General features: G+C 54.6%; 17 protein-coding genes. 11 read left to right on the top strand and 6 right to left on the bottom strand.

Annotated elements, in window-relative coordinates:
• The first annotated feature begins 61 nt into the window (after window positions 1-61).
• The 7 genes from ACN0XZ_RS12875 to ACN0XZ_RS12845 all read left to right on the top strand — a co-directional run bounded on the left by ACN0XZ_RS12875 (window position 62) and on the right by ACN0XZ_RS12845 (window position 7,209).
• Window positions 62-991: an aldo/keto reductase gene (locus ACN0XZ_RS12875; protein WP_417458182.1), complete on the top strand. Its 930-nt coding sequence runs from the start codon at window positions 62-64 to the stop codon at window positions 989-991.
• Window positions 992-1,095: 104 nt separating this feature from the next.
• Window positions 1,096-1,959, top strand: coding sequence for a hypothetical protein (locus tag ACN0XZ_RS12870; protein ID WP_417458181.1), 864 nt, complete (start codon window positions 1,096-1,098; stop codon window positions 1,957-1,959).
• A 39-nt stretch (window positions 1,960-1,998) separates the two neighbouring features.
• On the top strand, window positions 1,999-2,511 hold the full coding sequence (locus tag ACN0XZ_RS12865; RefSeq protein WP_417458180.1) for a hypothetical protein: 513 nt from the start codon (window positions 1,999-2,001) through the stop codon (window positions 2,509-2,511).
• An 87-nt stretch (window positions 2,512-2,598) separates the two neighbouring features.
• Window positions 2,599-2,856 (top strand): hypothetical protein, encoded by a 258-nt coding sequence (locus ACN0XZ_RS12860; RefSeq protein ID WP_417458179.1) that lies wholly within the window; start codon window positions 2,599-2,601, stop codon window positions 2,854-2,856.
• A gap of 140 nt (window positions 2,857-2,996) precedes the next feature.
• Window positions 2,997-3,983: an aldo/keto reductase gene (locus ACN0XZ_RS12855; protein WP_417458178.1), complete on the top strand. Its 987-nt coding sequence runs from the start codon at window positions 2,997-2,999 to the stop codon at window positions 3,981-3,983.
• Between the two features lie 197 nt (window positions 3,984-4,180).
• Window positions 4,181-5,149, top strand: a complete 969-nt coding sequence (trxB, locus tag ACN0XZ_RS12850; protein ID WP_417458177.1) for a thioredoxin-disulfide reductase — start codon at window positions 4,181-4,183, stop codon at window positions 5,147-5,149.
• Window positions 5,150-5,340: 191 nt separating this feature from the next.
• Window positions 5,341-7,209, top strand: a complete 1,869-nt coding sequence (locus tag ACN0XZ_RS12845; protein WP_417458176.1) for a PAS domain S-box protein — start codon at window positions 5,341-5,343, stop codon at window positions 7,207-7,209.
• Between the two features lie 50 nt (window positions 7,210-7,259).
• Here ACN0XZ_RS12845 and ACN0XZ_RS12840 read toward each other — a convergent pair whose 3' ends face one another.
• Complete coding sequence (locus ACN0XZ_RS12840) at window positions 7,260-7,559, bottom strand: hypothetical protein (RefSeq protein ID WP_417458175.1); 300 nt, start codon at window positions 7,557-7,559, stop codon at window positions 7,260-7,262.
• A gap of 150 nt (window positions 7,560-7,709) precedes the next feature.
• On the opposite strand from ACN0XZ_RS12840, the gene ACN0XZ_RS12835 reads away from it, so the two are divergent.
• A complete protein-coding gene (locus ACN0XZ_RS12835; protein ID WP_417458174.1) occupies window positions 7,710-8,603 on the top strand; it encodes a LysR family transcriptional regulator in 894 nt (297 codons plus the stop codon).
• A 9-nt stretch (window positions 8,604-8,612) separates the two neighbouring features.
• Here the strand turns inward: ACN0XZ_RS12835 and ACN0XZ_RS12830 are convergent, their stop codons facing one another.
• A complete protein-coding gene (locus ACN0XZ_RS12830; RefSeq protein WP_417458173.1) occupies window positions 8,613-10,319 on the bottom strand; it encodes a peptidylprolyl isomerase in 1,707 nt (568 codons plus the stop codon).
• 619 nt (window positions 10,320-10,938) lie between these two features.
• Between ACN0XZ_RS12830 and ACN0XZ_RS12825 the strand changes: the two genes are divergently transcribed.
• On the top strand, window positions 10,939-11,805 hold the full coding sequence (locus ACN0XZ_RS12825; protein ID WP_417458172.1) for a hypothetical protein: 867 nt from the start codon (window positions 10,939-10,941) through the stop codon (window positions 11,803-11,805).
• On the opposite strand, the gene proC is transcribed toward ACN0XZ_RS12825, so the two are convergent.
• From proC to ACN0XZ_RS12810, 3 genes are all read right to left on the bottom strand, one after another.
• Window positions 11,802-12,635, bottom strand: coding sequence for a pyrroline-5-carboxylate reductase (gene proC / locus ACN0XZ_RS12820; protein WP_417458171.1), 834 nt, complete (start codon window positions 12,633-12,635; stop codon window positions 11,802-11,804). The genes ACN0XZ_RS12825 and proC overlap by 4 nt on opposite strands.
• A gap of 117 nt (window positions 12,636-12,752) precedes the next feature.
• Window positions 12,753-13,265, bottom strand: coding sequence for a YbjN domain-containing protein (locus tag ACN0XZ_RS12815; RefSeq protein WP_417458170.1), 513 nt, complete (start codon window positions 13,263-13,265; stop codon window positions 12,753-12,755).
• A 317-nt stretch (window positions 13,266-13,582) separates the two neighbouring features.
• A complete protein-coding gene (locus tag ACN0XZ_RS12810) occupies window positions 13,583-13,834 on the bottom strand; it encodes an accessory factor UbiK family protein (protein WP_417458169.1) in 252 nt (83 codons plus the stop codon).
• Window positions 13,835-13,989: 155 nt separating this feature from the next.
• On the opposite strand from ACN0XZ_RS12810, the gene lgt reads away from it, so the two are divergent.
• The gene (gene lgt, locus ACN0XZ_RS12805) at window positions 13,990-14,802 is read left to right on the top strand and encodes a prolipoprotein diacylglyceryl transferase (RefSeq protein ID WP_417458383.1); all 813 of its coding nucleotides are present in this window, start codon (window positions 13,990-13,992) and stop codon (window positions 14,800-14,802) included.
• The gene (locus ACN0XZ_RS12800; RefSeq protein ID WP_417458168.1) at window positions 14,799-15,863 is read left to right on the top strand and encodes a class I SAM-dependent methyltransferase; all 1,065 of its coding nucleotides are present in this window, start codon (window positions 14,799-14,801) and stop codon (window positions 15,861-15,863) included. Before lgt ends, ACN0XZ_RS12800 begins: the two co-directional genes overlap by 4 nt.
• On the opposite strand, the gene ACN0XZ_RS12795 is transcribed toward ACN0XZ_RS12800, so the two are convergent.
• The gene (locus tag ACN0XZ_RS12795; protein ID WP_417458167.1) at window positions 15,860-17,407 is read right to left on the bottom strand and encodes an amidohydrolase family protein; all 1,548 of its coding nucleotides are present in this window, start codon (window positions 17,405-17,407) and stop codon (window positions 15,860-15,862) included. The two genes, ACN0XZ_RS12800 and ACN0XZ_RS12795, sit on opposite strands and share 4 nt — an antisense overlap.
• Window positions 17,408-17,436 lie beyond the last annotated feature (29 nt).

The raw sequence follows: 17,436 nt of genomic DNA, 5'->3' as shown, positions 1-17,436 counted from the left end.
CGTCAACCGGCGCCATCCCTCGATAAAAACACTTTTAAAACAATGAGTAAGAGATTTCACCATGGCAGATGACCTTCTCCACGCCCGGCCCAAGTTTAATGTTGGTCAATCCAGCCTGTCGGTGGGGCCTATTGCTTATGGCTGCTGGCGCTTCGCAGGCACCGAGGTGAAACCGGCACAAGCCAAGATCGAAGCCGCTCTCGCCTGCGGAATGACACTGATCGACACCGCAGACATATACGGCAAGGGCACGCCCGGCGGTTTCGGCAGCGCCGAAGAGCTTTTGGGCGATGTGCTGAAAGCACAGCCGGGCCTCAGGTACGATATGGTGCTTGCAAGCAAAGGCGGTATCAACCCCGGTACGCCCTATAACTCCAGCAAGCCATACCTGATGGCGGCGTGCGAAAAGTCCCTCAAGCGGCTGAAGACGGAAACGATCGACCTCTATCAAATCCACCGGCCAGACCTTCTCACCCCCATGGAAGAAGTGGTGGAAGCCCTCTCAGCCCTGCGCGCACAAGGCAAGATACGCGAAGCGGGGGTTTCCAACTTCACGCCAGGCCAGTTCCGGGCACTTCAGACGCATATGGATTTCCCACTTGCCTCCCAGCAGCCGGAGTTCTCAGCGCTTGAGCTTTCACCCATTTTTGATGGCACCCTTGACCAGTGCCAGGAATTTGGTGCGCTTGCGCTTGCATGGTCGCCCCTTGGTGGCGGCAGGCTGATGACAGGGCAAGCAAACACTGCGGAAGATCAGGAGCGGCTCGACAACACCATCAAGGCGCTTGATGTGATTGCAGAGAAAAACAACACTGACCGGGCCGCCGCAGCCCTCGCCTTCACCATGGTTCACCCAGCCGGTGTTATCCCGATTATTGGCACACAAACCCCTGCCCGCATCAAGGAAGCTGCGAATGCCGCGAAAGTGAAGATGAGCCGCAGCGACTGGTACGATGTTATTCAGGCCAGCATGGGGGCTAAATTGCCTTAGGTGATCAAGTCCTCCCTGATCTGCCACGCACTACCGCAAAGCGGCTTTTCAATTTGACATTGCATGCCTATGCTGTGCGTGGGGAGTTGATATTTGGGAAGATAATGTTCCGTTTCATTTTGTTCGCGGCCCTTGCCGCAGCCTGTTTCACTGCGCGTGCACCACTTCACGCTGACACCGCCGTTATTCGTCATGTCTGGACAGTGGACACCGGGCTTTTTGAGCCGGAGTCTGTTGCCATTGATGAAGAACAGGGCGCGATTTATGTATCCAACGTGGTTGGGTACGGCAAAAACGGCAAAGGCTATATCAGCAAGCTGTCCATGTCGGGCCGCATGATCGCGGAGAAATGGATCGAAGGGCTGGATGCGCCGACGGGCATGGTCCTCAGGGGTGAAGAGCTTTACTTCGCTGACTTCAACATGCTGAAGGTCGCGGACGTTCGCACTGGCGAGATCATTCATGAATACCCTGCGCCTGATGTGCGCCCGTGTTTTAATGATGTTGCGATCGCAACCGACGGCGCGGTTTATATCTCTGCGAGCTGTAGCCAGAAAATCTATACGCTCAGGGACGGTGCCCTTACCGCGCTCATTGAGGATGACAATGCGCTCAAGTTCGTTAACGGGCTTTACGTGGCCAACAATATGCTCCTGAGCGGCGGCTGGCAGATATGGATATGGGACCGGAACACAGGCGAACCTTTGGCAGACGGCCCCGTTACTCAACAAGCCAATGTGAAGGATGTTGATGGCGTGGCGTGGGACGGGGAAGCTTTCATCCTCTCCATGGTGGATGATACGCGGCTCTGGCGCTTAGGCGCCGACGGCGTAGCGGCCCCGATCTCAGACGAGGCTTTTCACGCTGTTGATTTCCAGTATGATTTTGTGACCGGCCTTCTTGTGATGCCGCGCATCATTGGGGAGGATGACCACCGGGTTTCGGCCTACAGGCTGACATTTCAATAAACACCGCCCTACGGCGCTGTGAGCTTAAAGGATCATGCCATGCGTTTTCTGATTGCTGCTCTTATCCTTCTCGTCTCTGCTCCCGCAAGCGCGGAGCCTATCAAGGAACTGGCATCCCTCGCCCCCTTCACAGGCAAAACCTGGCGCACGATTGATGGCAGCGTTGATGGTTCCGACAACTTTGTTGATACATCCAAGTGGGAGTGGATACTCCATGGCCGGGTGGTACGCATCACCCACAGCATTGGCGACGGTTCATACGCGGGCGAAAGCCTGATCCACTGGGACGATGTGCAAGGCAAGATCATCTACCGCTATGTTACCACAGCCGGGTTTTATACCGACGGTGTGATCACACCGGTTGAAAACGGCATTGAGGTGCATGAGTTTGTACGAGGGTCAAAATCCGGCCCTACGGAAACTCTCTCTGCCTACCGGATTGAGAACGGCCGGATGCACGGGTGGTCAAAGCTGCTCATCGGTGGTGTCTGGGGTGAGGCCAATGAGTTTGTGTATGAGGAAGCGCCGGACGCCGTGCCGAATATCAACTAACGACTGCGACAATTACCCACACTGACAAAGGCTGCGGCGCGCCTTATGTTCCAAGCAGTTTCAAACCTGCCGATGGGATGTTCAGCCATGTCAGATACCGTATACCAGAAACCGTCACTGCTCTCGCGCCTGTTCCAGACCCTACCCTTCGTTGGCGGCTTGATCAAGGACGCAGGCAAAAGTGATGAAGCCCTGATTTTTGCGCTTTTGAATGTTGTTATGCTCTGGGTTTTCGCAGGCATTTTCTGGGGCCTTGAAGGGGTGCTTGCGGTCGCGCTCGCCCTTGTGCCGGTGGTGCTGATTACCCTGTGCGCTGCCATGCTTTTCAGCGGCAAAACACGCTAGAAGCGACCAGAACACCGGCGTTTCCCGACAATAATATAACCGATCCTGCAAATGAATGCCTGAAGCTTCGGGCACGCCTTGTATCGGGTCAGCCATGCCCAATGTTGGTTCCTCATCAGTTGAGCGAAAGGAATTCCAGCATGAGACGGACGATTGGCAACTCTGGCCTTGAGGTTAATGCAATTGGACTAGGCTGCATGGGCCTCACGGCCTTCTACGGCAAACCGGTTGAGGAGCAAGACGGCATCGCCTTGATCCATGAGGCGATGGAGCGCGGTGTTGATCATTTCGACACTGCCGAGATGTACGGCCCCCACACCAACGAGACGCTGCTCGGGAAAGCGCTGAAAGACCGCCGGGAGAAAGTGATCCTGGCCACCAAGTTTGGCATCGTTGCCCCTGCGCATACAGGCAGCAAGGGCGCGCTTGATGGCAGCGCTGAAAACTGTCGCCGCGCAGTTGAAGGGTCACTCAGGCGGCTGCAAACAGATTATATAGACCTCTATTACCTGCACCGGCTGGACCCTGAAACACCGATTGAAGAAACCGTCGGCGCCATGGCCAGGTTGGTTGAAGAAGGCAAGATCAGAGCCATCGGCCTATCGGAAGTGTCGGCCGACAGCCTGCGCCGCGCGGCAAAGGTTCACCCCATCGCGGCGGTGCAGTCGGAATATTCGATCTTCACGCGCGCCATTGAAGAAACCCTCTTCCCGGCGCTTAAGGACCTCAACACCAGCCTTGTAGCTTACTCGCCGCTCGGGCGCGGCATGCTGGCGGGTGCCTACCAAAACGGTAAACGCCCAGAGGCCGATGACTGGCGCTCTGTCTCTCTGCCGCGTTTTGAGGAAGAGAACCTGAACGCCAATCGTGCGCTGGCGGATGAGGTTATCAGCCTCGCAGGGCAAAAGGACGTATCGGCATCGCAACTGGCGCTCGCATGGGTTCTTGCGCAAAATGAGCGCATTGTCACCATACCCGGCACCACAAAACTGGCGAACCTGATATCAAATCTTGGAGCCTACAGTGTTGACCTCACCGGTGAAGACCTGAAGCGGCTCGCGCCCCTGGCAGCCAAGGTTGCCGGGAGCCGCTATAGCGACTTTGGCATGAAGCTCGTGGATGCGTGATAACACGCTACTCAGCCGGGGGATTTTCCTCCCTCGGCTGATTTATCTGCACTTCCGATTACCCTCATCGAAACATTCCATTGAGTATCGCGCTCCTATCGCTTGGCAAATGGCGGGGGAGCTTTTATGTAAGGGGCAAGAAAGTAATGACCCCGTGTGCGGCGCATGGCCGAACCGGCAAGATGAGGACACCAGACATGGCTGAAACCAAACATACCGATCTGCTTATCATTGGCTCGGGCCCTGCGGGCTACACGGCTGCGATTTATGCTGCGCGCGCAAGCCTGAACCCAACCATTGTGACCGGCATGCAAGCAGGTGGCCAGCTCACCATTACAACAGACGTGGAAAACTACCCAGGCTTCGCTGAAGCTGTGCAAGGCCCGGACCTGATGGAAGCCATGCGCCAGCAGGCGGAAAATGTAGGCACAGACATCGTCTATGACCTGATTACGGAAGTTGACCTCAAAGCCACGCCAAAACGCGCGGTTGGCGACAGCGGCACGATCTATACGGCGGATGCGGTTGTTATCTCGACGGGTGCGCAAGCCAAGTGGCTAGGCCTTGAAAGCGAGCAGAAGTTCAACGGGTACGGTGTTTCGGCCTGTGCGACCTGTGACGGTTTCTTCTACCGCGGTAAGGACGTAGTTGTGGTCGGCGGCGGCAACACAGCCGTTGAAGAGGCGCTTTACCTCTCCAACATCTGCTCAAAAGTCACCATCATTCACCGCCGCGATGAATTCCGCGCAGAAAAAATCCTGCAGGAACGCCTTTTCTCCACCAAAAATGTGGAAGTAAAGTGGGACACGGTGCTGGATGAAGTTGTTGGTACAGACACCCCACTGGGTGTTACCGGTGTGAAGCTCAAGAATGTGAAAACGGGCGATGTGGAAGAGGTTGCTGTGCACGGTGTGTTTATTGCCATCGGCCACAAACCATCGACCGAGCTTTTCAAAGGCCAACTCCCCATGGATGATGAGGGCTACCTGATCAAAAAGCCGGACAGCACACAAACCGACATCCCCGGCGTTTACGCGGCTGGTGACGTAACCGACAAGGTTTACCGCCAGGCCGTAACCGCAGCGGGCATGGGATGCATGGCTGCACTTGAGGCCGAGAAATATCTGGCAGAGCTACACCACGCAGCCTCCAAGGCCGCAGAATAAAACCACTGTCGTTGAAATATTCATCAATCAAGGCGGCAATGGCCGCCTTGATATTGGGCGTAAACCGCCCGAACTTTATCGATTATAGTTTCCTTTTCGTCGTAATCGATTACATTGCACACACCAAAGGGGGTCGAACAAGGTTAACCACATGTATTGGTTGAATAAATTCAGCCAAGAGGGAAGAATCCGTGTTCGATGCAATTAAGAAACTACAAAAATCGACTGACCACAGCGCAGTAGCGTCAATCAACGCTTTGTCACAGTCGCAGGCTATGATCGAATTCAAGCCGGATGGCACCATATTGGATGCCAACGAGCTGTTTCTCAGCACTATGGGCTATGCACGACACGAAATTGTCGGAAAACATCACAGCATGTTTGTACCGCCCCTTGAGGCTAAAAGCGCTGAGTATGCAGCCTTTTGGGCCACCCTTCGGAGCGGAGCTTATCAGTCCCGCACCTTCCAGCGTATCGCCAAAGACGGTCACCGCTTGTGGCTGCAAGCCATCTATGTTCCGGTGAAGGGCAAAGGCGGGCAGGTTGACAAAGTTGTGAAGTTTGCGACCGACATCACAGCTGCGGAGCTTAAAAACATTGATGCGGAAGGCAAGCTTCAGGCTCTCAATCGAGCGCAAGCGGTTATCGAGTTTGAGCTGGATGGAACCATTATCACGGCCAACGAGAATTTTATTTCCACCATGGGATACAGCCTCGATGAAATTGTAGGCCAGCATCATCGCATGTTCGTTAAACCCGAGGTGGCCTCAAGCAAAGAATATGTGCAGTTTTGGCAGGACCTACGTGAAGGCCAGTTCAAAAACGCGGAATTTCAACGTGTAAAAAAAGGTGGCGAGGAAGTCTGGCTTCAGGCCATCTACAACCCCGTTGTGGACCGGGATGGCACACCGCTCAAGATCGTGAAGTTTGCAACCGATATCACTGAGCGAAAAATCATGAACTCGGACTTCCGCGGCAAAATAGAGGCCCTGAACAAAGCCCAGGCCATCATCGAGTTCGAGCTTGATGGCACCATCATTACCGCCAATGACAACTTTCTGAACACGGTTGGCTATACACTTCAAGAGATTGAAGGCCAGCATCATCGCATGTTTGTTGACCCCGCGATGCGCCCTTCTGAAGAATATGCTGCGTTCTGGAAGGATCTGGCAAACGGCACATTCCAGAGCGGTGAATACCGGCGCATTGACAAAGAAGGGAACGATCTTTGGCTACAGGCGACCTATAACCCGATTTATGGCCCGGACGGCAAACCCTTCAAGGTAGTGAAATTTGCCACCAACATCACGGAGGCCGTTCTCGCTCGTGACGAGGCAGCGCGCATCGCAGCCTTGATTGACGCAAACCTAGAAAATATTCTTTCTTCGGTTCTGGACGCGAGGCAGAAGTCCAGCTCCGCCGCGAGCGCATCAAGCCAAACTGGCTCCATGGTACAAACAGTTGCTGCCGCAGCCGAAGAGCTCAATATTTCGTTTCAGGAAATTGCCTCAAGCGTCGCGAGCGCGCAGAAGGTAGCAAAAGAGGCCGCTGCAGAAACAGGCTCCGCCGATGCCTCAACCAAGGAGTTGAGTTCCGCTGCCGAAGCGATGAATAAGATCGTTACCCTCATTAACGATATCGCCTCTCAGATCAACCTCCTGGCACTGAACGCAACCATTGAATCAGCACGCGCAGGAGAAGCGGGGAAAGGCTTCGCCGTCGTTGCAAGCGAAGTGAAAAACCTTGCTAATCAGGTCGGTTCTGCAACGAACCAGATCTCCGAAGAAATTGACCGCATGCAAAGCATCTCGTCGGACGTTGTGCATCGGCTGAGCAAGATCAATAGCTCCGTCACCAATCTGCAGGACAATGTGATGGAGATCACAAACGCGATTGATGAACAGACAACCGTAACCCGTGAGATATCAGGCAGCATGAACACCGCAGCCACGGCGGTTTCAGACATTAATCAAAACCTCGTGGCCTTGACGGATAATATCGCAACCGCGAACGATTATGCTGAAGAAGGTATCACGCTTTATAGAAGCACAAACTCATAGAAGTATGAGTTAAGGGCTCTTCCCAATATGAAGAGCCCTTTGCTAACGGCCTAGTTCAAAGCTGCTTCAATAGCGGATTTTGCCGCCATACCGGCCTCGGTCAGATGCACAAGGTTGCGACCGTCCCCGGCGTTTTGCAGTTGCACGATGCCCGCCCCGCTTGGCGTCAGCATGGAGATATGCTGGTAGGCTTGAGGCTCTGTCATGCCAACCGCGCGCGCCACGTCGCCAACGGTTGGCTCATTGAGGTCCACAACCACAAGGAAACAGATAATAGCCTCTGCCGTCAGGCCCGGATACTGGGTCTTGAAATAGCTGGCTGCTTGTTCAAGAACAGCTTTGTTGCTCACGCTATGATCCCTCAGGCAATAATAGGCCGCTTCATGGCTGCATTCGGGGCTTGCTCCCCCATCTTGATCAGATAGTATGCAAAACAAAGAGTTACAGCAACAACGTCTATCAAGGCTTTGGTGTTGTTGTAAACGACCGGGAGAAACCTGATGGATTGGGACAGGCTACGTATTTTTCATACCGTTGCGGAAAGCGGCAGCTTCACCAACGCGGGCGCCCGGCTGAATTGTAGCCAGTCTGCCGTGAGCAGGCAGATACGTGCGCTTGAAGAAAGCCTGAATGTTTCCCTGTTCACGCGGCACGCGCGCGGCCTCGTGTTAACCCAGGAAGGGCAGGAACTATATAATACCGCCCGCGAAGTTGTGCTTCGCATTGAGGAGACCGAGCGCAGCCTGATGGAGAGCCGGGAGCGCCCATCTGGCCTGTTGCGGGTAACCACCATGGTGACCTTTGGCGCCGTTTGGCTCACACCTCACCTTGAACAGTTTATGACCGAGTACCCCGATATCGACATCAAGCTGATTCTCGATGACGCGGACCTCGACCTTTCCGCAGGTGAGGCAGACGTGGCGATCCGCCTTCATGAGCCGGAACAGGCAGAGCTTATCCAGCGCCCGCTTGCAACCTTCCACAGCCATATCTACGCAAGCCCCGAATATCTGGATGCACGCGGCACACCAGTCACCACAGATGATCTGGACAACCATGACCTGATCACGTTCGGCATCAGCAATGTACCAACGATCCGTGGGCTTAACTGGCTGCTTACTGTTGGCACACCGCGTAAAAGCCGCATACCGCGTCTGCAGGTCAACAACCTGTACGGCGTGATGCATGCGGTTGAGGCCGGCATGGGCATCGCGGTGTTGCCTGACTATCTGGTGCACAACAGGCAAAATTTGGTGCGCGTTTTACCCAAGGTGGAAGGCACACCGTTCAATGCCTATTATTGTTATGCACCCGAGCTCAGAGGGTCACTGCGCGTTGCCCTCTTCCGCGACTTCATGGTGCGGCAGATCAGGGCAGAGAGTAATATCCTGTAGGCATCAGGCCTACTGGCAAGCCTCATCCCCTGCCGCGATAGTGCTGGCCTTGGTGATCACATCACCTTCCTGTAGCGCAAAGGCTGCTTCCAGCCCCTTGCTTACCCTGCCAAACACGGTGTAGCGGCCGTTAAGGTGCATATTATAGGCGGTGTTGATAAAGAACTGCGTGCCGCCCGTATCCCGCCCCGCGGTTGCAACACCAACCGTACCGATCTGGTGGTTGCTTTCGAACCACTCCTCACGGACGCTGCCCCACTTGTTGATCTCCGGGTCTTCAGTTTGCCCCGCTTGGGCTACAAAGTTCGGGATAACACGGTGCCATAACATACCGTCCATCCGGCCCGCATCAGCCAGCAGCATGAAGTTGGCGGCGGCATAAGGTGCAGCGCCAGAGGGGGCGATGCAGATGTTGCCGCGAGTGGTTTCAAGCACCAGCTCGCGTTTCTGATATCCGGCCACCAGCTTGATCGAAGGCGTGTCCCGGGGTTCTGTTACTGCTTCGATGGAAGGGTCGAGCGCAATTGCCGCCTCTCTTCCACGATTAGTATCCGGGTTCGCGTCCGCATACTCCTGCAAAACAGTTTTGCCTTCCTCGCTTCTGTTCAGCACAGACATCGCTTTAAAAGACTTATAATAGTCCTCACGCCGCAGCCAGATTTTCGCGAAACGGATCGCCTCATCCTCGGAGTGTGCGTGCAGGCTTTCAAGCGCTGTTGTTGCCAACCAGCCATTCTGGTCTCCCAACGTCTCTTTCAGCTTTTTGACAACAAGCGGGGCTCCGGCATTGCGCCCGCCAAGGGCAGCCAGCGCAACCTGACGGCTATGGTCATCACCACGACTTGCAGCACGAACCAGAAACTTCATCGTTTCCCCATCCGACAAATATCCCATGGCGCGGAGAGCGGCGAGCTTGACCGGTGCCTCATCACCTTGAGCCAATGTCATCAGCGTGCCAGCGGCTGCATTGCCAAACTGACGCAAAACCCTGACGAGAAGCGTGCGAACGATGACGTTATCTGCGCTTGTGATCGCTGCCTCAACCGCCGCTTGCTCAAGCACGGCATCAAGGCCTGTGAATCGCGTCAGCAAATAAGCGGCAGCCTCGGCAGTGCCCATCTCACCCGTAAGGGCGAGCAGATTGCCAAAATTCAGCCCTTCCATGGCGCTCGCCGCCAGTTGGTCATAGACAACTGACTGCAACAGCCCAAAGAGCGGCATGGTGCGTGCATTATCGGGGTAGCCCACATTAAATGGTTGGCCCGGCTGGATAGCGTTTACCTGCTCGATAAGAAGCTTGCGTGCCGCTGGTCCGCCAGAGAACCCAAGCGCGGGGTAAAGATAGTCATCTCCCGCAGAGGGCGGAAGAGCCTCAGGAAAGGCGAGCAGAGCGTCGCTCAGGTCCGTGTCATGGCACAGCATGGCCCCTTTGCGCGCCGCCGCACGGGCGTGCATATCGTCGCTGGTAAGGTAAGGTGCTATTTTTTTGCATCCCTCACCGCCAATCTGGCCAAGATATTCGAGTGCCCGGTAATCGCCCTTTGATAAAGCTTGGTCGAAAACCTGATTCAGGGCATCACGTGCATCGGTCGCTGCCAGCATTTGGGCATTCAAACCGTTAAATTTGTTAACTTCATCATTTTTTTGCCACGCAAAACCGGGCGTGATGCTGGTAAATGTTAACAAGCCGACAACGGCTACATGCTTGAGCTTCATGGCAAGTTCCCCCGCTAATTACCTGTAGACTATAGCCTTTTCAGTCAGCATTGCTGCACTATTTTTTCTCACCGGTTGAGCCATTCGTTAATCAAATGCACTATATGCTCAAGCCATGCATAATTCGCATAGCTGCCAAGACAGAAAAATGGGTTTTCTATTTGGCTCCCCAAACATATATACACCTCACCGCCAACGAGCACGGGCTTTGATCACTCCCCCCGATCTCCCCCCAAGCCAAGGCTCCGCGGCGACGTGTTTTTGAGTTTGACGGAATACCGTCATAAAGGTCGGTCCCGGGGTTCCTCCCCCCTCCCCCACTTCCCCCCCGGGATCGACCCTTTTACTTTCGTCTCTTGAGTGAGACACGACGAACCTCCCTATGTTGACAAACTTTTTATCAAGGCTCCGGCGTTTTGCTGGGGCCTCTTTTTTTGCCCGGCACCGATACTGATTCGAGTTGACAATGATCAGCCGGAGTTGCCACCATACGGACAGTTGGCTGTGTATCTTTTAGATAATTGGCAGTGCCAACCTAAGGGGGCAATTCATGCAAATCGACTATTCAGAAGCGTCAACACAAACGCCCACCACCCTGCCTGTCAGCATATAAACCGTTATGACAAGAACCTTCCTCATACTCACGGCAATTATAGTAAACTTTTTATTAACCATAATTTCACCCGCTCGCGCAGCAGAATTTCACCTGCCCCTTTATGATTCGGATGATCAGTATTTCGCTGAAGTTTTGCGTCTTGCCCTGAAGGCGGACGGAGGCGAGCATGAGCTTGTCATCCACGACCATACCGTAGGACAGCTCAGGACCATGCGAGAACTTGAAGGGGGCAAGTTTAATATCTTCTACACGGGCTACTCAAGGGAGAGAGAGCAAACCTTCATACAGGTAAACGTGCCTCTGGCGCGGGGCCTTTTGGGATATCGCCTTCTCGCCATTCGCCAGGTAAGTGCAGACCTGATACGGCAGTTACATGGTTTCGAGGCGTTTAAGTCCGTGGTCACCTTGGGGGCTAACGCGTCGTGGCCGGATACCAAGATCATGCAAAGTGCTGGCTTGCAGGTCATCACCGCGCCGACGGATGCTTTATGGCCTATGTTAAAGCGGGGGCGTTTTCTCGCTTTCCCAAGGTCTGTGATTGAAGTGAAACCGGAGCTTGAACGCCATGGTGTTGATGCCGAGAACCCATTGATCATCGCGCCAAACGTCATGCTCGCTTACAAATACGACACCTTCTTTTATGTCGCTAAAAACCGGAAAGATCTCGCACGCATCGTGGAAAACGGCCTAAAGAAAGCCTATGGGGATGGCAGTTTCATGGCGCATTTCGATGCTGACCCCAACATGGCTTATGCGATGAAGCAGCTTGAAGACCACCCTCGCAAAATTCACTGGATTGATATCCCGGACATGAGCGACGCGACCCGCTCCATTCCCGACCGTTATTGGTATCAGGGGGTGAAGGACTAACCACCCAGCTCTTCCCCGCGAGCACGCGCGGCATCCACAGCACGCGCCATCAAATCCCCAAGGCCATCATTTGCGTGCATCAAAACCTTCAGTGCCGCCTCCGTGGTGCCGCCAGGGCTTGTCACTCGCCGCCTAAGCGCGGCCACTGTCTGGTCTTCCTCTGCGTCCATAAGGCGTGCCGCACCAATCACTGTCTGGCGCGCCAACGTCATCGCCACCTCGGGCGAAAGGCCCTGTTCTGTGCCCGCGTAAGCCATAGCTTCAACCAAATGAAACACATAAGCCGGGCCACTACCTGAAACTGCCGTCACAGCATTCATCAGGGCTTCATCATTCAGCCAGACCGTATCGCCTACCGCGTGCAGTGTCTCTCGCGCGAGCGCCTTGTTGTTGTCGCTGATGGTATCTTCAGCGCATAGGCCCGTAATACCCGCGCCAATTGCTGCTGGTGTATTGGGCATTGCGCGCACGTAGGTGGCGTCTGCACCAACACCGTCGACCAATGTACGAATGGGGACACCCGCTGCCACGGAGATGATCATGGTCTCCTCGTCCGTAAACGGCGCAAGCAGTGGCAGTATACCGCCAATAACCTGTGGCTTGACAGCAATCACGATAACCCTCGCCTTCAATGAACGTGGCAACTCTCCCGCACTTTTTACAAACTGGTCTTCCACCACATTCGGGAGGCAGCTTGGGGCGGCACCGGGGTCAACCACATAGAGGTGGTCAGGTGCCAATCCTGCGCGGAGCCACCCCATGGCAAGTGCGTGTCCCATATGGCCACAGCCGATGAGCAGCATTTTTTGTTCTTCATTAAAACCCTGCACGGAAAACTCCTCCAGCCACGAAAAAGGGGCGAAGCAATCGCTTCACCCCATGGTATTGCATGCCGCCTGTACCGCCAAGATTTGAGTGGCGCAGGTCCTACTTTTTAGGCCTTCGCCTTAGGCTGTGCCTGCACACTCCAGCATGGCGGCGTCAATCGCCTGCTCTGGCGTCTGCCCACCCCACATCACAAATTGGAACACAGGATAGAAACGCTCACACTCCCCAAGTGCGGTTTCAACCATCGTGCTCATATGTTCTTCGCCAATCACACCAAGAAGCGGGTCATTCGCGAGGCTGGCGTGCCGATAAAGAAGCGCATCTTCCTCTGCCCAATACTCAAAATGGCCAATCCACATGCGTTCGTTAATCAGACCGATGGTGTGGTAAATGTCAGTGCGCCGCCCTTCCGGAACCCGAAGGTCGAACAGGCAAGCGAACTGGAGGGTTTTGAAATCTTCACGCCAGAAGACACGGAATTGCAGATCAGTATATTGGCCTGAAATGAACATAGTCAGTTCATCTTCGCCGTGACGTTCGACGCCCCATTCATTGGCGCCAGCGAGCTCTTCTGCAAGATCAACCGGATTTTGGCTCAGAACTTCAGAATGCCCGGTGTTCAGTGTCGTCATCTCGTTTCCCCCTGGAGATGAGGCCGCCGGGCTTTTTGCTTGACCGACGAACTCAGGTTTCGCCGGTTAGCGTTGTCGTCTCGATACCAGAATCACGAAATCTGGCTCCCTTAATCTGACTTAACACTATATGTAGCGTGCCAAAGCGAGGACTCGCTGGCAAGGAAGAATTCAGCTTTTTGGCATTTTTTTTGTGGAAAACTATCTAGGGCTTCGTTCTAGTTTATGGATTAGTGCCTTGGGGACAGCACCTTAGATTCCACTCTTCATCCAAAAACTGGCCGGGGTATTCCGCGCAAGATAATTGCTCGTGCGGCTTACTTCTTTGCCTTCTTGGCTTTGAGAAGCTCGATTTCCGCGCGGAGGTCTTCATTTTCCATGCGGGCTTTTTCCGCCATGTCGCGAACCACTTCAAATTCTTCACGGCTTACAAGATCAAGCCCCGCGAGCTGACGATCGAGCCATGCCCGGAAATGGCCTTCCATTTCACCTTTAACACTATGCGCCGCGCCTACTGCACCGGTTGCCAGCTTGGCCATATCGTCAAAGAATTTGTTACTTGTCTGCATGGTCTCGTATCCTTGTTGTGGTGCCTTTGATATGGGCGAAACTGTCGATGATTGCAATGGGCGAGTTGCCGCAGGGCGTGATCGCTTGACATGGAACCCAAGGCGGGGATGATGTCCACAAACAACGATAGGGATACAGCATGAGCCTCGCAGGCATATTGGGCGTGATCGCCTACCCGGAAATTGACCCAATCCTTATTGAGCTCGGCCCCCTTGCCATTCGCTGGTATAGCCTCGCTTATATTGGCGGTATCCTCTTTGGGTGGTGGTACATCAGACGGCTGACCGCAAAACCGCGGGCGCCGATGTCTCCTGCGCATATCGATGATTTTATCACATGGGCGATTATCGGGGTCATCGCTGGCGGGCGGCTCGGGTATGTCCTGTTTTATAATCTGCCAGCCTATATTGAAGACCCGCTTGCAATCTTCCGGCTATGGGACGGCGGCATGTCATTTCATGGTGGCGCGCTCGGGGTTGTGTTGGCCGTGATTTTCTTCTGCCGCAAACACAAACTTGACCTCATGCGCGTGGCAGACATTGTGGCCATTGTAACACCCATAGGGTTGTTCGCTGGGCGGATCGCAAACTTCATAAATGGTGAATTATGGGGACGGCCAACCGATGTACCGTGGGCTATGATTTTCCCGCATGACGCGCTCGCGCTACCTCGGCACCCGAGCCAGCTGTATGAAGCGCTCGGTGAAGGGCTGCTGCTCTTTATCCTCCTGCAGTTCCTCTATCATAAAACGTCGTTGGCCAAGCGCGCACCCGGGGTTATCGCGGGCACCTTTTTCATAGGCTATGGCCTCACCCGTATCGTAGTTGAATTTGTAAGGGAACCTGATGCGCACCTTGGTTTGACTGCCGGTATCTCGCGGGGGCAGATGCTCAGCGTCCCGATGTTCGCGCTCGCAGCGTGGCTTATCTATAAAGGGGTTACCCGCGCAAAACAGGCTGAGCAATGACGCCACTTAAAAGCCTCCTGATCAAACGGATTGAGGCCACAGGTCCGATCACAATAGCTGACTATATGGCAGAGTGCCTGATGCACCCGGCGTACGGCTACTATCAGCAGGAACGTGTTTTTGGGGTAGACGGCGATTTCATCACTGCGCCGGAAGTAAGCCAGATGTTTGGCGAGATGCTGGGCCTGTGGTGTGCTGACCGCTGGATAGCAATGGGAAAGCCCGCTTCGTTTCACTTCATTGAGCTTGGCCCGGGACGCGGCACCTTGATGGCTGATATGCTGCGGGCTGCGTCATCTGTCGCGGAGTTTCGCACAGCAACCCAAGTGCATTTTGTTGAAACAAGCTTGCAACTGCGAGCAATGCAAAAAACCAAGGTGCCGGACGCGCATTGGCATGACACGTTAAGCCAAATACCAGACGGCCCTTCCATCATTGTTGCCAACGAATTTTTCGACGCGCTACCTATCAGGCAGTTTGAAAAAAGAGACGGCGAATGGTTTGAGCGCGGCGTGTCCACGGACGGGCGAGACCTGATCCCAGCTCTCTTGCCGACCACCACAGCCTCGGTTCTGATACCTGAAGCGCTGAGAGCGGGTGCTGACGGCGCTATCGCTGAGGTATGCCCTGCGGCTCTCTCTGTCATTGGGGATATTACCGAGCGCGCATCAACTGCCCCCGGCGCGGCGCTCATTCTTGACTACGGCTATCTGAAGTCCACCCATGGGGACAGCTTCCAAGCCCTGAAGGCTCACAAATATGTAGACCCCTTTCAGAAACCCGGCAAAGCCGACCTCACCGCCCATGTAGCGTTTGACCAACTCGCGCAAGCCGCGAGGGAGAAGGGTGTAAACGCGTTTGGCGCCACCGAGCAAGGCACTTTCCTGATGGGTATAGGCCTCGGGGCCCGCGCGCAACAGTTGGCCAATGGGCAGGATGCCAACAAGCAGTCAGGCATTTTAGCCGAGCTTAAACGCCTGACCGCACCGGAGGCGATGGGCCAACTTTTCAAGGTGTTGGCCCTGCAGTCCCCAGGTCTTACTACGCCACCCGGTTTCTAGTCCCCGATCTGCTTCAGCATGATGGGGCTACGGATAATTTGCCATGCGAATTTGATCCACATGCTCCAGCTGTTGGCGTTCCCCTCAGCCGCTTCAAGCATGCCGTCCAGATCTTCGCGGGTATAAACCGCACCAGCAAGCACCACGGTTTCCACCTCCTTAAGCGCGTCTACAGTTTCCAGTGGGTCGGCACGCAGCAGAACAATATCGGCACGCGCACCGGGAGTAAGCGTTCCTGCTTTTCCTTCAAGCCCAAGGAACTTCGCCGGTGTTGTCGTGGCGGCGCGAAGTGCATCAATCGGGGACAGACCTGCGCGGGTCAGGTGCGCAAACTCATCATGGATACCAAGGCCCGGGAAAGCGAAACTATCTGGTGCGTCAGTTCCAAGCATCACATCCACACCTGCTCTGTGTGCTTCGCCGGTCAACTCAATCCCGAAATCATAGATTCCCATATAGCTTTCCTGCCCACCTGCACCGGCACGCCGCGCCATGCCATCAGCATCATCAAGCCATATAGCTCTCAGGGGTTTGGGGGTATATTTAAGCCGCGCGTCGCTTCTGTAAGTGGGGTCAAGCGCAAACGCATCCAGCTTTCGCGTGGTGTGGGTTGGCACAATTGCGGTACCGCTCGCTGCCATTCTTGCATATAAATCCGCGCACATTTGCGCATCATGCCCCTTGATCATTTTCTGGCGCATCTCGTTTGTGAACATCGCGTAGAGGTCTCCCTCTTCGCGCAGAGCCGCGGTGCCAGGATAACAATCCCAGATAAAGAGAAATCCGTGTTCAAAACTGCGCTGACCGGCATCAACGGCCTCAGACGCGGAGACCGCGAACGGAAGATGTCCCGCCAGATACATGCCTTCCTTTTTTGCTTCATCTGCGAGCGCAAAGTAACTTTCACGTGGGAGGTTGGTATAGGTTTTGAGAAAATCGATACCGAGCGCTTTATCATGGTGCACACGGGCTCGGGCACCATCAGCATTCATCCCACCGAGCGACTTTGAAACTTCATCGGGAATTTCACTTCCACCATCCATCGCAAGACCAGTAACGTGATCATAGCGCGGAGCCACAAGCGTGCCCGCATTCACAGCGCTCGTCCACGCGCGTTTATCGCCTTCACAAGCAACCCATGCGTCATCGATACCAATACACCCGCCCATATCCCGTACAGCTGTCACACCAGACGCAATAAAAAGCGGATGCATAAGCTCCGGCGCCATTTTCATTGTGTGCACATGCATGTCGAACATGCCAGGCACGGCATAGAGGCCAGAAGCATCAACGACTTCCGCGCCCTCCGGAGCCAGGTATTTATCAACCGCTTTGATAACACCGCCCTCCACCAATATAGAGTACCCCGGCAGCAAAGCGCCGGTTTCCATATCAAGGACGGAAGCGTTCTGGATGAGAAGACGCTTAGACGCCTGATGGGGTTCTGGTCGCTCAAGTGGCCACAGCACCCCGAGAGAAAAGACCACAACGGCCAAAAAGAGCAAGAGCCCTATGCCTTTTGCCACAAACTTGAGAAATTTCATCGCACTACCCTCTGCCTATTATATACATC

This window comes from Kordiimonas sp. (assembly GCF_048264555.1).
GTDB lineage: Bacteria > Pseudomonadota > Alphaproteobacteria > Sphingomonadales > Kordiimonadaceae > Kordiimonas.
This window is presented reverse-complemented; position numbering and strand designations above follow the sequence as displayed.

What these genes read in the sequence shown, in the direction of transcription:
- ACN0XZ_RS12855 (WP_417458178.1), top strand. Translation starts at nt 2,997, where the DNA reads ATGAGACGGACGATTGGCAACTCTGGCCTTGAGGTTAATGCAATTGGA.
- ACN0XZ_RS12835 (WP_417458174.1), top strand. Translation starts at nt 7,710, where the DNA reads ATGGATTGGGACAGGCTACGTATTTTTCATACCGTTGCGGAAAGCGGC.
- ACN0XZ_RS12815 (WP_417458170.1), bottom strand. Translation starts at nt 13,265, where the DNA reads ATGACGACACTGAACACCGGGCATTCTGAAGTTCTGAGCCAAAATCCG.
- ACN0XZ_RS12860 (WP_417458179.1), top strand. Translation starts at nt 2,599, where the DNA reads ATGTCAGATACCGTATACCAGAAACCGTCACTGCTCTCGCGCCTGTTC.
- ACN0XZ_RS12800 (WP_417458168.1), top strand. Translation starts at nt 14,799, where the DNA reads ATGACGCCACTTAAAAGCCTCCTGATCAAACGGATTGAGGCCACAGGT.
- trxB (WP_417458177.1), top strand. Translation starts at nt 4,181, where the DNA reads ATGGCTGAAACCAAACATACCGATCTGCTTATCATTGGCTCGGGCCCT.
- ACN0XZ_RS12810 (WP_417458169.1), bottom strand. Translation starts at nt 13,834, where the DNA reads ATGCAGACAAGTAACAAATTCTTTGACGATATGGCCAAGCTGGCAACC.
- ACN0XZ_RS12865 (WP_417458180.1), top strand. Translation starts at nt 1,999, where the DNA reads ATGCGTTTTCTGATTGCTGCTCTTATCCTTCTCGTCTCTGCTCCCGCA.
- ACN0XZ_RS12795 (WP_417458167.1), bottom strand. Translation starts at nt 17,407, where the DNA reads ATGAAATTTCTCAAGTTTGTGGCAAAAGGCATAGGGCTCTTGCTCTTT.
- ACN0XZ_RS12825 (WP_417458172.1), top strand. Translation starts at nt 10,939, where the DNA reads ATGACAAGAACCTTCCTCATACTCACGGCAATTATAGTAAACTTTTTA.
- ACN0XZ_RS12875 (WP_417458182.1), top strand. Translation starts at nt 62, where the DNA reads ATGGCAGATGACCTTCTCCACGCCCGGCCCAAGTTTAATGTTGGTCAA.
- ACN0XZ_RS12830 (WP_417458173.1), bottom strand. Translation starts at nt 10,319, where the DNA reads ATGAAGCTCAAGCATGTAGCCGTTGTCGGCTTGTTAACATTTACCAGC.
- ACN0XZ_RS12870 (WP_417458181.1), top strand. Translation starts at nt 1,096, where the DNA reads ATGTTCCGTTTCATTTTGTTCGCGGCCCTTGCCGCAGCCTGTTTCACT.